Here is a 14,154-nt window from a genome sequence, read left to right on the forward strand (position 1 = left end):
TTCACATAAGAAATCTTGACTATTTTTCGATCCTGTCAAGTGCGTCAAAATGGTGAGGTCGCTCACCATTTTGGTGATTCTTGTATTTAATCGTTAAATATCAATCAGTTAATAACTGCATAAGCTTATAAAAAATATTCTTGCCGATTCGAATAACTGCAGCTAGCGTTTAATCCTGACAGCACTGACAGGAATACACCTGTTGACACTGGCGTCATATAAAACATCTAGAGCCGGCACAAGCCGGTCATTGCCTGCGAGGAACTCGGAATGTCTCTGTTGATCCGTGGCGCCACCGTTATTACCCATGATGAAAGTTATCGCGCCGATGTGTATTGCGCAGACGGCGTGATCAAGGCCATCGGCGAAAACCTCGATATCCCTGCAGGCACGGAAGTGCTCGACGGCAGCGGCCAGTACCTGATGCCCGGCGGCATCGACCCGCACACCCACATGCAACTGCCCTTCATGGGCACCGTGGCCAGCGAAGACTTCTACAGCGGCACGGCGGCGGGACTGGCCGGCGGCACCACCTCGATCATCGACTTCGTGATTCCCAACCCGCAGCAATCCTTGCTTGAAGCCTTCCACCAGTGGCGCGGCTGGGCCGAGAAGTCGGCGTCGGACTACGGCTTTCACGTCGCCATCACCTGGTGGAGCGACCAGGTCCGCGAGGAAATGGCCGAACTGGTCAGCCAGCATGGCGTCAACAGCTTCAAGCATTTCATGGCCTACAAGAACGCGATCATGGCCGCCGATGACACCCTGGTGGCGAGTTTCGAACGCTGCCTGGAACTGGGCGCGGTGCCGACCGTGCATGCGGAAAACGGCGAACTGGTCTATCACCTGCAACGCAAGCTGATGGCCCAGGGCATCACCGGGCCGGAAGCGCATCCGCTGTCGCGGCCATCACAGGTTGAAGGCGAGGCCGCGAGCCGGGCGATCCGCATCGCCGAAACCCTGGGTACGCCGCTGTACCTGGTGCACGTCTCGACCAAGGAGGCCCTCGACGAAATCACCTACGCCCGCGGCAAGGGCCAGCCAGTGTACGGCGAAGTACTGGCCGGGCACCTGCTGCTGGACGACAGTGTCTACCGTGATCCGGACTGGCAGACCGCCGCCGGTTACGTGATGAGCCCGCCGTTCCGTCCTCGCGGCCATCAAGAGGCGCTCTGGCATGGCCTGCAATCGGGCAACCTGCACACCACCGCCACCGACCACTGCTGCTTCTGCGCCGAGCAAAAAGCCGCCGGCCGCGACGACTTCAGCAAGATCCCCAACGGCACCGCCGGCATCGAAGACCGCATGGCAGTGTTGTGGGATGAAGGGGTGAACAGCGGGCGCTTTTCGATGCAGCAATTCGTCGCGCTGACGTCCACCAACACGGCGAAGATCTTCAACCTCTACCCACGCAAAGGCGCGATTCGCGTGGGGGCCGATGCCGACCTGGTGCTGTGGGACCCACAAGGCACGCGGACCATTTCCGCCAAGACCCACCATCAGCAGGTGGACTTCAACATCTTCGAAGGCAAGACCGTGCGCGGCGTGCCCAGCCACACCATCAGCCAGGGCCTCGTGGTCTGGGCCGACGGCGACCTGCGGGCCGAACGTGGCGCCGGGCGCTACATCGAACGGCCGGCGTACCCGGCTGTGTTTGACTTGCTGAGCAAGCGGGCCGAGCTGCACAAGCCGACGGCAGTGAAACGCTGAGAGCGGCCTTCGCTCCCACATTTGGAATGCGATCCCTGTAGGAGCTGCCGAAGGCTGCGATCTTTTGATCTTGATCTAAAAAACAAAGTCAAAAGATCGCAGCCTTCGGCAGCTCCTACAGGAGATCGAGTTGAATCAATGCCCATTCAGAGGCAGCACCTCAAATAACCGTGAGGCCAACACCGTGATCAAGACCCTGGACCACCTACCGCATCCCGTCGAGAATGCGGCCGCCCTCGCCGGCCATTTCACCGATCTGGCACCGCCACTCAATGAGCGCCAGGCTCAGCTCGAAGCTTCGCGCTGCCTGTATTGCTATGACGCGCCCTGCGTGAATGCCTGTCCGAGCGAAATCGACATTCCCTCGTTCATCCGCAATATCCAGCAGGACAACGTGCAAGGCGCCGCGCAGAAGATCCTCTCGGCCAACATCCTCGGCGGCAGTTGCGCCCGGGTGTGCCCGACGGAAATCCTTTGCCAGCAAGCCTGCGTGCGCAACAACGCCCACGAATGCGCGCCAGTCATGATCGGCCTGTTGCAGCGCTACGCCGTGGACAACGCCCATTTCAGTACTCACCCATTCCAGCGTGCGGCCGCCACCGGCAAACGCATCGCCGTGGTGGGCGCCGGTCCGGCGGGGTTGTCCTGCGCCCACCGCAGCGCCATGCACGGGCATGACGTGGTGATTTTCGAGGCGCGGGAAAAGGCTGGCGGCCTCAATGAATATGGGATCGCCAAATACAAACTGGTGGACGACTACGCGCAACGGGAGCTTGAGTTCCTGCTGGAAATCGGCGGAATCGAAATCCGCCACGGGCACAAGCTCGGGGACAACCTGACCCTCAGCGAACTGCATCAACAGTTCGATGCGGTGTTCCTCGGCCTCGGGCTCAACGCCAGCAAACAACTGGGCCTGGCCCACGAAGACGCGCCCGGTCTGCTCGCCGCCACCGACTACATCCGCGAACTGCGCCAGGCCGATGACCTGAGCCAATTGCCCCTGGCCGACCATTGCATTGTCCTCGGCGCAGGCAACACCGCCATCGACATGGCCGTGCAAATGGCCCGTCTCGGCGCCCGTGACGTGAATCTGGTGTACCGGCGCGGCGTCGAAGACATGGGCGCCACCCATCACGAACAGGAGATTGCCAAGGCCAATCAGGTGCGGCTGATGACCTGGGCGCAACCTGAAGAAGTGCTGCTCGATGACCACGGCCGGGTGCGCGGCATGCGTTTCGCCCGCACCCACCTGGTCGAAGGTCGCCTGCAAACCACCGGTGAAACCTTCGAGCTGGCTGCCGACGCGATCTTCAAGGCCATCGGCCAGTCCTTCGACAGCGACGCCCTCGCCGATCCGCTGGCACGCGAACTCAAGCGCCAGGGTGAGCGCATCGCCGTCGATGAACAGCTGCGCACCAGCATCCCCGGCGTGTATGCCGGCGGCGACTGCACCAGTCTCGATCAAGACCTGACGGTGCAAGCGGTGCAACACGGCAAGCGCGCCGCCGAGGCGATCAACACTCAACTGATGCTCAACGTGGAGGCTGCGTAAATGGCCGATCTGTCGATTGTCTTCGCCGGCATCAAGGCACCCAATCCGTTCTGGCTGGCCTCCGCGCCACCCACCGACAAAGCCTATAACGTGGTCCGCGCCTTCGAGGCCGGCTGGGGCGGCGTGGTCTGGAAAACCCTGGGGGAAGATCCGGCGGCGGTAAACGTGTCCTCACGCTACTCGGCGCACTTCGGGGCGAACAGGGAGGTGCTGGGCTTTAACAACATCGAGTTGATCACCGACCGCTCGCTGGAGATCAACCTGCGGGAAATCACCCAGGTCAAAAAGGACTGGCCGGACCGTGCGCTGATCGTGTCCTTGATGGTGCCCTGCGTCGAGGAATCCTGGAAACACATCCTGCCGCTGGTGGAGGCCACTGGCGCCGACGGCATCGAACTGAACTTCGGTTGCCCCCACGGCATGCCGGAACGCGGCATGGGCGCGGCGGTCGGCCAGGTGCCGGAATACGTGGAACAGGTCACCCGCTGGTGCAAGACCTATTGCTCGCTGCCGGTGATCGTCAAGCTCACGCCGAACATCACCGACATCCGCGTCGCCGCCCGCGCGGCCCACCGTGGCGGTGCCGATGCGGTGTCGCTGATCAACACCATCAACTCTATCACCAGCGTCAACCTCGAACGCATGGTGGCCAACCCCATAGTCGGCAGCCAAAGCACCCATGGCGGTTACTGTGGCTCGGCCGTCAAGCCGATTGCCTTGAACATGGTCGCCGAAATCGCCCGTGACCCGCAGACCCAAGGTCTGCCGATCAGCGGCATTGGCGGCATCGGCAACTGGCGCGACGCCGCGGAATTCATCGCGTTGGGCAGCGGCGCGGTGCAGGTGTGCACGGCGGCGATGCTGCATGGCTTCCGGATTGTCGAAGACATGAAGGACGGTTTGTCACGCTGGATGGACAGTCAGGGCTACGCCAGCGTCGCGGAATTTTCCGGGCGCGCGGTGGGCAACACCACGGACTGGAAGTACCTGGACATCAACTACCAGGTGATCGCGAAAATCGACCAGGAGGCGTGCATCGGCTGTGGTCGTTGCCACATTGCCTGTGAGGACACCTCGCACCAGGCCGTGGCCAGCTTCAAGCAAGCGGATGGCACGCACAAGTACCAGGTGATCGATGAGGAGTGCGTGGGCTGCAACCTGTGCCAGATCACCTGCCCGGTGCAGGACTGTATCGAGATGGTGCCGGTGGAGACTGGCAAGCCGTTCCTGGACTGGAATCATGATCCGAGGAATCCGTATCACGTCAGCCCTTGATATTAGCGGCGCCTGAACCGACGCCTTCGCGAGCAAGCCCGCTCCCACATTTGAAATGCATTCCAATGTGGGAGCGGGCTTGCTCGCGAAGAGGCCGGCACAGTCACCACAAACCTCAAGGCTCCAACCCTATCCCCCGCAAAATCACACTGGTCACCGTCTGCACCGCTTTTTCAAATTGCATGTCCGACAGCGGCTGGTGGTCGTTGAGAATATTCACCTGGTGATCGAAGTCGGCATAGTGTTGGGTCGAGGCCCAGATCATGTACAGCAGGCTCGACGGCTCCACCGGCAGGATGCGTTTGTCGTCCACCCACTGGCGGATTTTCGCTTCCTTCATCTTGGCCCAGTCGTACAGGCTCACATCCAGCGCTGCGCCGAGGGTCGGTGCGCCGTGGATGATTTCGTTGGCCCAGACTTTCGAACCATGAGGCCGGCTGCGGGAATGGTTCATCTTGGCGCGGATGTAGCTGCTGAGCACCACGCGCGGGTCGTCGAACATCTCGAAGCACAGCGCGTCCTGCTTCCAGACTTCCAGCAAATCGAACAGCACCGCGCTGTACAGTTCGGTCTTGGTGCTGAAGTAGTAATGCAGGTTGGAACGCGGCAGTTGCACTTCAGCGGCGATGTCGGCCATGGCCGTGCTGCCGAAGCCCTTTTCAGCGAAGACCTTTTCCGCCCCCAGCAGGATTTTTTCGACGTTACTGCGACGAATCTCGATCTTGTGATTGCCCATGCGGGTCCCCGACAACAGCGTTGAGCAAGACTAGCATCCGCTCTGGACTGCGGCGACAGGGGAAAACGAATCTTCGTACAGCCGCTGTCGGAAAGCTAAACTCTGCGCACTTGGAAACTGCCAGAGGTACCCACGATGCTGCTGAAGAAAACCCTGACCGTCGCTGCCCTGCTCGGCTCGCTGCTCGCCGCTTCTTCGGTGTTGGCCCACGCCCACCTGAAAAGCCAGACACCGGCCGCCGACAGCACCGTGACCGCGCCAATGCAGTTGCGCCTGGAGTTCTCCGAGGGTATCGAGGCCAGTTTTACCAAAGTCACCCTGACCCGGGATGGCGCACCCGTGACGGTCAAAGCACTGACCACCGAAGGCAGCGACAAGAAGACCCTGATCGTCACCCCGGCCGCGCCGTTGACCGCCGGTACCTACAAGGTCGAATGGCACGCGGTATCGGTCGATACCCACAAAAGCGAAGGTGCCTACGACTTCAAGGTTGGCCAGTAACTCATGGCGAGTGCGCTGGTGCTGTGTCGCTTCCTGCATTTCATCGTGGTGCTGATGCTGTTCGGGGCCTGGCTGTTCAGGCCCTTGCTATCCAGTGACGAAAACACACTGGATCAGCGCCTGGCACGCACCTGCCGTTGGCTGGCCGTGGTGGCGCTGGCCAGCGGGGTCTGCTGGTTGTTGCTGATTACCGCGAGCATGGCCGGAACCTGGGACGCGGCCTTCGATCCGTCGACCCTGGGCCTGGTGCTGGGCAATACCTTTTTCGGCCAGGCCTGGCGCTGGCATTTGCTGATCAACCTCGCGCTGGTGGCGTTGCTGCTGACACCCTTGCGCGCAAGCCTCGCACTGCGCCTGAGCCTCAGCGGCCTGCTGCTGGCCACCCTGGCCCCGGTCGGCCACGGCGCCATGCTCGATGGCAGCGCAGGCCAGCTGCTGATCCTCAATCAACTCATTCACTTGTTCTGCGTGAGTGCCTGGCTCGGCGGCCTGTTGTTGCTGGTGATGATTCTGCGACAGCCTGCGGGGCATTCGATCCGCATGATGTTGCAGCGTTTCAGCGGCGTCGGTTACGGCCTCGTCGCCGGGCTGCTGATCACCGGGCTGATCAATGTAAGGGTGCTCACCGGGGCGTTCTGGCCGACGCCGTTGTTCAGCGGGTTTGCGCTGATCCTGTTGATCAAGGCAACGTTGGTGGCCACGATGCTGGGCCTGGCCTTGTTCAATCGCTTGCGGATCAATGATTGCGAGCAGCGCCTGCAAGCATTGCGCACCAGCGTGATGCTGGAGTGGATGCTGGGGCTTGGTGCAGTGGCGGCGGTCTCGCTGCTGGGTACCCTGCCCCCCATGATTTCCAGCTGACAATCCATTCCTCTGTGGGACCCACCTTTTGTGGCGAGGGGGCTTGCCCCCGCTCGACTGCGAAGCAGTCGTAAATGCGAACTCCTCGGTATGCTTGAAAAATCACAAGGGGCCGCTGCGCGCCCCAACGGGGGCAAGCCCCCTCGCCACAAAAGCTCGCATCCACAACATGTCATCCATCCGGCACCAAGTCATCGTATAACTTCCGATTGACAACCCCCCAAAATCCCGCAAATATCGCCCCCAATGTTGTACGACGACGTATGACAACAATAAAAACAAGAAACAAAGGAGCGTCACAGTGAGCAAGCTCGTCCGTAATTCGTCCGCCCGTTCTTCGCGTGCAAACCTTTCTCGTCGTCATACCCTGAGCCTGATCGGCTGCAGCGGGCTGGCCCTCGTCTTGCCCATCAACGCCCAGGCCGCAGGTTTCACCGACGACACCAAGGCCACGCTGAACCTGCGCAACGCCTACTTCAACCGCAACTACACCAACCCGGCCTACCCCCAGGGCAAGGCTGAAGAGTGGACGCAAAACTTCATACTCGATGCCAGGTCCGGGTTCACCCAGGGCACCGTGGGTTTCGGTGTCGATGTACTGGGCCTGTATTCGCAGAAGCTCGATGGCGGCAAGGGCACTGGCGGTACGCAACTGTTGCCGATCCACGACGACGGCCGCCCCGCCGACAATTTCGGCCGCCTGGGCGTGGCGCTCAAAGGCAAGATTTCGAAAACCGAGTTGAAAGTCGGTGAATGGATGCCGGTGCTGCCGATCCTGCGTTCCGACGACGGTCGTTCGCTGCCGCAGACCTTCCAGGGCGCCCAGGTGACGTCCGCCGAAATCAGCGGCCTGACGCTGTATGGCGGTCAATTCCAGAAAAACAGCCCACGCAATGACGCGAGCATGGAAGACATGTTCATGAACGGAAAAACGGCGTTCACCTCCGACCGTTTCAACTTCGGCGGCGGTGAATACGCGTTCAATGAAAAGCGCACGCAGGTCGGCGTCTGGTACTCGGAGCTCAGCGACATTTACCAGCAGCAATACTTCAACCTGACCCACAGCCAGCCCGTCGGCGACTGGACCCTGGGCGCCAACCTGGGTTACTTCATCGGCAAGGAAGACGGCAGCGCCAAGGCCGGTGACCTCGACAACAAGACCGCGTTTGCCCTGCTCTCGGCCAAATATGGCGGCAACACCTTCTATGTCGGCCTGCAAAAACTCACCGGCGACGACGTGTGGATGCGGGTCAATGGCACCAGTGGCGGCACCCTGGCCAACGACAGCTACAACTCCAGCTATGACAACGCCCGGGAGAAATCCTGGCAGGTGCGCCACGACTACAACTTCGTCGCCCTCGGCATTCCCGGCCTGACCCTGATGAACCGCTACATCAGTGGTGACAACGTGCACACCGGCGCCATCACCGACGGCAAGGAATGGGGCCGCGAATCCGAACTGGCCTACACGGTGCAAAGCGGTGTGCTGAAAAACCTCAACGTGAAATGGCGTAACGCGAGTATCCGCAAGAGTTTCAGCACCAACGAATTCGATGAAAACCGCATTTTCATCAGCTATCCGATCAGCCTCCTGTAAACACAGAACCACTGTGGGAGCGGGCTTGCTCGCGAAGGCGGAGTGTCAGTCGATATGTTGTTAACTGACACTCCGCCTTCGCGAGCAAGCCCGCTCCCACAGGAGGGTATTTCAGTTCAGCGAATAGGAACGACCCTCCGTCAATTTCCACCCATGCCGCGTTGACAAGCAGCGGAGACCCTAACGATACTTCATCCAAGTCATACGACAACCTACAACAAACCAATAACAGCGCACCCAGGATTCCCATGACGACCACAGCAACCGCCCGCCCCCCTTTCAACCGCCTGCTGCTGACCGGCGCCGCCGGTGGCCTCGGCAAAGTCCTGCGCGAAAGCCTGCGCCCTTACGCCAATGTCATTCGCCTGTCGGACATCGCCGACATCGCGCCCGCCATCGATGATCGCGAAGAAGTGATGCCGTGCGACCTCGCCGACAAGCAAGCGGTGCATCAACTGGTCGAAGGCGTGGACGCGATCCTGCACTTCGGCGGCGTGTCGACCGAGCACTCGTTCGAAGAGATCCTCGGCGCCAACATCTGTGGCGTATTCCACATCTACGAAGCCGCGCGCCGCCACGGGGTCAAGCGAGTGATCTTCGCCAGTTCCAACCATGTGATCGGCTTCTACCGGCAGGACGAAGTCATCGACGCCCACTCCCCTCGCCGCCCCGACAGCTACTACGGCCTGTCCAAGTCCTACGGCGAGGACATGGCCACGTTCTACTTCGACCGCTATGGCATCGAGACCGTCAGCGTGCGCATCGGCTCCTCGTTCCCCGAGCCGCACAACCGGCGGATGATGAGCACCTGGCTGAGTTTCGGCGACCTGACGCAACTGCTCGAACGCGCCTTGTACACCCCGAACGTCGGCCACACCGTGGTCTACGGCGTGTCCGACAACAAGAACGTCTGGTGGGACAACCGCTACGCTACAGCCCTGGGTTTTGTCGCGCAGGACAGCTCCGAACAGTTCCGCGATAAAATCGAAGCCCAGCCGATGCCTGCCGCCGATGACCCGGCGCGGCTGTATCAGGGCGGCGCCTTTTGCGTAGCCGGCCCGTTCGGTGACTGAACCTTCACGCCCCGCTTGATCCCCACAACAAAAGCCAAGGGAATGAGTTGCCATGCAAGCTGAATTGATTGTCGACGCCCGTAACGCAGTCGGTGAAAGCCCGGTCTGGGTGCCTGAGGAAAGCGCTCTGTACTGGGTCGATATTCCCGCCGGTGGTTTACAGCGCTGGAGTGCCGACACCGGGCGGGTAGATACCTGGAAAACCCCGGAGATGCTCGCTTGCATCGCGCGTCATGCCGACGGCGGCTGGGTCGCCGGCATGGAAAGCGGGTTCTTCCGCCTGCATCCGCGCAACGACGGCAGCCTCGACAGTGAACCCTTGGCCCACGTCGACCATGCCCGCGCCGACATGCGCCTGAACGACGGCCGCTGCGATCGCCAAGGACGCTTCTGGGCTGGCAGCATGGTGCTGAACATGGGCGCCAACGCCGCCAACGGCAGGTTGTACCGCTACAGCGCCGGGCAACGCGGGCCACTCGATTCCCGGTTGGGCGGGTTCATCGTGCCCAACGGCCTGGGCTTCAGCCCGGACGGGCGCACGATGTATCTGTCCGACTCCCATCCGCAGGTCCAGCAGATCTGGGCCTTCGACTACGACATCGAAACCGGCACTCCTTCCAACCGCCGCATGTTCGTTGACATGAACCGGCACGAAGGTCGACCCGACGGTGCGGCGGTCGACGCCGATGGCTGCTACTGGATTTGCGCCAACGATGCCGGCCTGATTCACCGTTTCAGCCCCGATGGACGCCTCGACCGTTCCCTCGCCGTACCGGTGAAAAAACCCAGCATGTGCGCCTTCGGTGGCAGTCGGCTGGACACCCTCTTCGTGACCTCGATTCGCCCCGGCGATGACCATGACGTTCAGTCGCTGGCCGGTGGCGTGTTTGCCCTTGATCCCGGGGTGAAGGGATTGCCTGAGCCTTTGTTCAAGTCCTGACGGATCGCAGCCTCGTTGCACCTGTAGGAGCTGTCGAGTGCAACGAGGCTGCGATCTTTCCCACCCTTCCAACGCAGAACGAAAAACAATGAATCTGCTCGAACTCGAAGACGACCTCACCCACCTCACCCTCGCCCCCGACATTGGCGCCAGTATCGTCAACTGGACCGTGCGCAGCAGCGGCCAGCCCTTGCTGCGCCACGCCGATGAGCACGCCCTGAACACCGGCCTGCCCGGCAAGCTCGGCTGCTTTCCCTTGGTGCCCTGGTCCAACCGCATCGCCGAAGGCGGCTTCGACTGCCCCGATGGCTGGCTGGCACTGACACCCAACAGCCTCACCGATCCCCTGCCGATTCACGGCAGCGCCTGGCAGCAGGCGTGGGATGTGGTTTCCCGGTCGGAAAATGAAGTGGTCCTGCAACTCGACAGCACAACCCCCTTCGCTTATCGAGCCCGACAACGTTTCCATTTGAACGCGGGCAAGCTGAGCATCGAATTGAGCGTCACCCATCTGGCCGAACACGCGGCCTGGCATGGACTGGGCCTGCATCCGTATCTGCCACGCACCACCCACACCCGACTGCAGGCCACGGCCCGCGAGGTATGGTTGTGCAATGAGAAAAAACTACCGACGCAACTCAGCGCATTGCCGGTCGAGTGGGATTTTCAGCAGCTCAAGCCATTGCCCGAATCGCTCGTGGACAACGGCTTCTGCGAATGGAACGGCCACTGCCTGATCCGCCAGCCTGACCTCGGATACGAACTGGACTGCCAGGCCACCGGCAGCGATTACTACCTGCTCTACTGCCCCGTGGGCCTGGAATTTTTCTGCATCGAACCGGTGAGCCACCCGGTCAACGCGCACCACCTGCCCGGCCGGCCGGGGTTGCGCTTGCTGGAGCAAGGTCAAGCCATCGAACTGGGCTTGACCCTGCAGTATCGGCCGTTTCAGGCTGATGCCCCCAACAGTTGACTCAGCACCGCTCGCAACTTGCCGGGCTTCACCGGTTTGTTCAACAAGGGCGCGTTGAGCCGCTGCAACGCACGCCGACAATGGTCGGTGCGGTCGGCAGTAATGATCACCGCGGGAATGTCCTGGTGGAAATGCTCACGCAAATGTCGCACCACATCACAGCCGACCACCCCGTGATCGAGGTGGTAGTCCGCGAGAATCAGTTCCGGCGCCTGCCCGCCTAACGCCGCCAGCGCAGCCGCTTCATCGGTGGCGACCAGAACCTCGCAGCCCCACTGCCCGAGCAACGCGCCCATGCTCTGGAGAATGCTCACTTCGTTGTCGATCACCAATAAACGGCGTCCCGGCAACGGGTTGCCGGTGCCCGGCTGTGGCACCGCCTGGCTCACGGGCAATGGAACCTCATCGGATAACGGCACCTCGATGCTGAACATCGAACCCCGCCCCGGCAACGAGTGAACGCCAATCCTGTAGCCAAGGATCTTGGCGATGCGCTCGACAATCGCCAACCCCAGGCCCACGCCCTTGCGGTCGGCAGCGCGGCCGACGTCCAGTTGGTTGAACTCGAGGAAGATCGAATCGAGCCGGTCGGCGGCGATGCCACGCCCGGTGTCCCAGACCTCCAGGCGCAACATCTCGCCCCGACGCCTTGCCGCCAGCAGGATGCTGCCGTCATCGGTGTAGCGGCAGGCATTGCTGAGGAAGTTGCGCAGGATCCGCGTCATCAGGCGCAAGTCGGTGCTGATGGCGTAATCGGCCATGTGCACCCGCAGATTCAAGCCGGCGGCCTGGGCGACGGACTGGAACTCCGACACCAGAGGCCCCAGCAGTTCGTCGAGGCGGTACAACGCGATGTCCGGCTTGACCGCGGCCTGATCGAGCCGGGAAATGTCCAGCAGATCCGTCAGCAGGTCTTCGGCCCCTTCCAGGGCCTGGTGAGTGCGTTCCACCAGCACCTGCTCGGCTTCCGGCAACTTGCGTTCGCGCAAAGTCGAAATCAGCAACCGCGCGGCGTTCAGCGGTTGCAGCAGGTCGTGGCTGGCGGCGGCGAGGTATTTGTCCTTGCTGTGGTTGGCGGCCTCGGCGGCATCGCGGGCATCGCGCAAGGCCTTGGCAATCTGTTTACGCTGGGTGATCTGCTGCTGAAGGTTACGGTTGGCTTCGAGCAATTCATCGGTGCGCGCGACGACGCGCTGCTCCAGTTCGTCGTTGAGTTGCTGCAGGCGTCGCTGGGCCAGCTTGCGCTCGGTGATATCGGAGACGAACCCCTCCACCAGGCCTTCCTGGCCGGGCTTGAGCAGCAGGTTCATCAACACATCCAGGTGACTACCGTCCTTGCGCCGCAAGCGGGTTTCATAGCCGTGCAGGCTGCGCTGGTGCCTGAGGATTTCGCCGATGGCTTCCAGTTCCTGCGCGCCGTCCACGAACAGGGTGCTGCCCAGGTCGGTCAGGGAGAACAGCACCTCCTGCGGGTCCTGGTAGCCGAGCATGTGTGCCAGCGCCGGGTTGGCGGCGCGCATGCCATCGTGCAGGCTGGCCTGGAAGATCCCGTGCACCGCGTTTTCGAACAGCCACTTGTAGCGGTTGCGCTCGGCTTCCAGATCATCCAGGCGCGCGGCCAGTTCCGGATAATGACTCTTGCGCGCCGAATGGCTGCCCAGCCCCAGCAGCCCGGTCAGGGCCCGTTGTTGCTCGTCAGAGGGCTTCGCCATAGACGACCTCGACATCGCGCTGGCTGGATTCGCGCGGGTTGGTCAGGATGCACGGATCGTGCATCGCATGCTGCGACAGGAACGGAATGTCCGAGGTCCTGACGCCATGCAAACCGAGGGTTTCGTGAAAGCCGATGGCGTGCTTGAGGGCGATCAGGTGTTCGACCAGGCGCCCGCAGATCTGCCGGTGATTCAGGCCCCGGCAGTCGATGCCGAACGTCTCGGCGATTACCTTGAAGCGCTCCGGCGCCGAGTTGTAATTGAAGGCCACCACATGCTCGACCAGCACCGCGTTGCACAGGCCGTGGGGCAGATCGAGAAAGCCGCCGAGGCTGTGGGACATGGCATGCACGGCGCCCAGGATGGCGTTGGAGAACGCCAGCCCGGCCTGCATGCTGCCGAGCATGATCTTCTCGCGCAGGGCAATGTCGCTCGGGTTGGCGATCATCTGCACCAGGTTGCCATTGATCAGGCGCATCGCCTCCAGCGCATGAGGATCGGTCAACGGCCCGTGGCCGGTGGACACGAAGGCTTCGATGGCATGCACCAAGGCGTCGATGCCGGTGCAGGCCGACAGGAACGGATCCATGCTCAGGGTGGTTTCCGGGTCGATCAGCGAAACGTCCGGCACCACGGCCTTGCTGACGATGGAGAACTTCATGCGCTCCTGCTGGTTGGAAATGATCACGAATTGCGAGACATCGGCCGAGGTGCCGGCAGTGGTCGGAATCAGGATCAGCGGCGGGCTGGGCACGCGGATGGTGTCCACGCCCTCGAAATCGAGAATGCTGCGGCCATGGGCGACGACAATGCCGATGCCCTTGCCGCAGTCCATCGGGCTGCCGCCACCCACGGCGACGATCACGTCGCAGTGGTTTTCCCGGTACATCTCGGCACCGAGCATCACCTCTTCAACCCGAGGGTTCGGCGAGACATCGCTGTACAGGCAGTACTCGATGCCCAGCGCCTGCAGGCTGGCCTCGACATCGGCGACCCAACCGGCGGCGATCACGCCGGGATCACTGACCACCAGGACCTTGCGTGCGCCAAAGGTCTTGGCGTAATTGCCGACACTGTGGCGGCTGCCGGCACCGAAGATGATTTCAGGAGAAACGAACTTGCGCAGCTGGTTGAGACTCTGGCTCATTGGAAAGCCTGTTTTTATTGTTTTGGAAGGTAGAAACCACACTAAACCATCCTGCTGTGAATGCAATCAGACCAATG

12 protein-coding genes are annotated in these 14,154 nt (G+C 61.7%); 9 read left to right on the forward strand and 3 right to left on the reverse strand.

The genetic code is table 11. The features are described 5' to 3' along the window. The first annotated feature begins 270 nt into the window (after positions 1-270). The 3 genes from hydA to preA all read left to right on the forward strand — a co-directional run bounded on the left by hydA (position 271) and on the right by preA (position 4,537). On the forward strand, positions 271-1,710 hold the full coding sequence (gene hydA, locus KW846_RS19955) for a dihydropyrimidinase (protein ID WP_218484566.1): 1,440 nt from the start codon (positions 271-273) through the stop codon (positions 1,708-1,710). Between the two features lie 184 nt (positions 1,711-1,894). Beyond that, the gene (locus tag KW846_RS19960; RefSeq protein WP_218484747.1) at positions 1,895-3,262 is read left to right on the forward strand and encodes an NAD(P)-dependent oxidoreductase; all 1,368 of its coding nucleotides are present in this window, start codon (positions 1,895-1,897) and stop codon (positions 3,260-3,262) included. Then, on the forward strand, positions 3,263-4,537 hold the full coding sequence (preA, locus tag KW846_RS19965; RefSeq protein ID WP_218484567.1) for an NAD-dependent dihydropyrimidine dehydrogenase subunit PreA: 1,275 nt from the start codon (positions 3,263-3,265) through the stop codon (positions 4,535-4,537). It begins immediately after the preceding gene. Positions 4,538-4,652: 115 nt separating this feature from the next. On the opposite strand, the gene KW846_RS19970 is transcribed toward preA, so the two are convergent. Then, positions 4,653-5,273: a TetR/AcrR family transcriptional regulator gene (locus KW846_RS19970; protein ID WP_218484570.1), complete on the reverse strand. Its 621-nt coding sequence runs from the start codon at positions 5,271-5,273 to the stop codon at positions 4,653-4,655. Between the two features lie 135 nt (positions 5,274-5,408). Between KW846_RS19970 and copC the strand changes: the two genes are divergently transcribed. The 6 genes from copC to KW846_RS20000 all read left to right on the forward strand — a co-directional run bounded on the left by copC (position 5,409) and on the right by KW846_RS20000 (position 11,218). Next, complete coding sequence (gene copC / locus KW846_RS19975; RefSeq protein WP_218484573.1) at positions 5,409-5,774, forward strand: copper homeostasis periplasmic binding protein CopC; 366 nt, start codon at positions 5,409-5,411, stop codon at positions 5,772-5,774. Between the two features lie 3 nt (positions 5,775-5,777). Further along, entirely contained in the window at positions 5,778-6,635 is an 858-nt protein-coding gene (copD, locus tag KW846_RS19980) for a copper homeostasis membrane protein CopD (protein WP_218484576.1), read from the forward strand. A 301-nt stretch (positions 6,636-6,936) separates the two neighbouring features. After that, on the forward strand, positions 6,937-8,232 hold the full coding sequence (locus KW846_RS19985; protein WP_218484578.1) for an OprD family porin: 1,296 nt from the start codon (positions 6,937-6,939) through the stop codon (positions 8,230-8,232). A 248-nt stretch (positions 8,233-8,480) separates the two neighbouring features. Next, positions 8,481-9,305, forward strand: a complete 825-nt coding sequence (locus tag KW846_RS19990; protein ID WP_116582821.1) for an NAD(P)-dependent oxidoreductase — start codon at positions 8,481-8,483, stop codon at positions 9,303-9,305. A gap of 52 nt (positions 9,306-9,357) precedes the next feature. Further along, positions 9,358-10,245, forward strand: coding sequence for an SMP-30/gluconolactonase/LRE family protein (locus KW846_RS19995; RefSeq protein WP_218484580.1), 888 nt, complete (start codon positions 9,358-9,360; stop codon positions 10,243-10,245). Between the two features lie 88 nt (positions 10,246-10,333). Continuing rightward, the gene (locus tag KW846_RS20000; RefSeq protein WP_218484582.1) at positions 10,334-11,218 is read left to right on the forward strand and encodes an aldose 1-epimerase; all 885 of its coding nucleotides are present in this window, start codon (positions 10,334-10,336) and stop codon (positions 11,216-11,218) included. Here KW846_RS20000 and KW846_RS20005 read toward each other — a convergent pair. Then, entirely contained in the window at positions 11,194-12,930 is a 1,737-nt protein-coding gene (locus tag KW846_RS20005) for a NahK/ErcS family hybrid sensor histidine kinase/response regulator (protein WP_007972173.1), read from the reverse strand. The genes KW846_RS20000 and KW846_RS20005 overlap by 25 nt on opposite strands. Next, on the reverse strand, positions 12,914-14,077 hold the full coding sequence (ercA, locus tag KW846_RS20010; RefSeq protein WP_007972176.1) for an alcohol dehydrogenase-like regulatory protein ErcA: 1,164 nt from the start codon (positions 14,075-14,077) through the stop codon (positions 12,914-12,916). Before ercA ends, KW846_RS20005 begins: the two co-directional genes overlap by 17 nt. Between the last annotated feature and the right edge of the window lie 77 nt (positions 14,078-14,154).

Origin of the sequence: Pseudomonas sp. PDM32 (assembly GCF_019219225.1) — a bacterium.
GTDB classification, from domain to species: domain Bacteria; phylum Pseudomonadota; class Gammaproteobacteria; order Pseudomonadales; family Pseudomonadaceae; genus Aquipseudomonas; species Aquipseudomonas laurylsulfatiphila.

Excerpts from the sequence above, each read along its gene's own strand:
- KW846_RS20000 (WP_218484582.1), top strand. The coding sequence starts at position 10,334 with ATGAATCTGCTCGAACTCGAAGACGACCTCACCCACCTCACCCTCGCC.
- KW846_RS19995 (WP_218484580.1), top strand. The coding sequence starts at position 9,358 with ATGCAAGCTGAATTGATTGTCGACGCCCGTAACGCAGTCGGTGAAAGC.
- copC (WP_218484573.1), top strand. The coding sequence starts at position 5,409 with ATGCTGCTGAAGAAAACCCTGACCGTCGCTGCCCTGCTCGGCTCGCTG.
- hydA (WP_218484566.1), top strand. The coding sequence starts at position 271 with ATGTCTCTGTTGATCCGTGGCGCCACCGTTATTACCCATGATGAAAGT.
- KW846_RS20005 (WP_007972173.1), bottom strand. The coding sequence starts at position 12,930 with ATGGCGAAGCCCTCTGACGAGCAACAACGGGCCCTGACCGGGCTGCTG.
- KW846_RS19970 (WP_218484570.1), bottom strand. The coding sequence starts at position 5,273 with ATGGGCAATCACAAGATCGAGATTCGTCGCAGTAACGTCGAAAAAATC.
- ercA (WP_007972176.1), bottom strand. The coding sequence starts at position 14,077 with ATGAGCCAGAGTCTCAACCAGCTGCGCAAGTTCGTTTCTCCTGAAATC.
- copD (WP_218484576.1), top strand. The coding sequence starts at position 5,778 with ATGGCGAGTGCGCTGGTGCTGTGTCGCTTCCTGCATTTCATCGTGGTG.
- preA (WP_218484567.1), top strand. The coding sequence starts at position 3,263 with ATGGCCGATCTGTCGATTGTCTTCGCCGGCATCAAGGCACCCAATCCG.
- KW846_RS19990 (WP_116582821.1), top strand. The coding sequence starts at position 8,481 with ATGACGACCACAGCAACCGCCCGCCCCCCTTTCAACCGCCTGCTGCTG.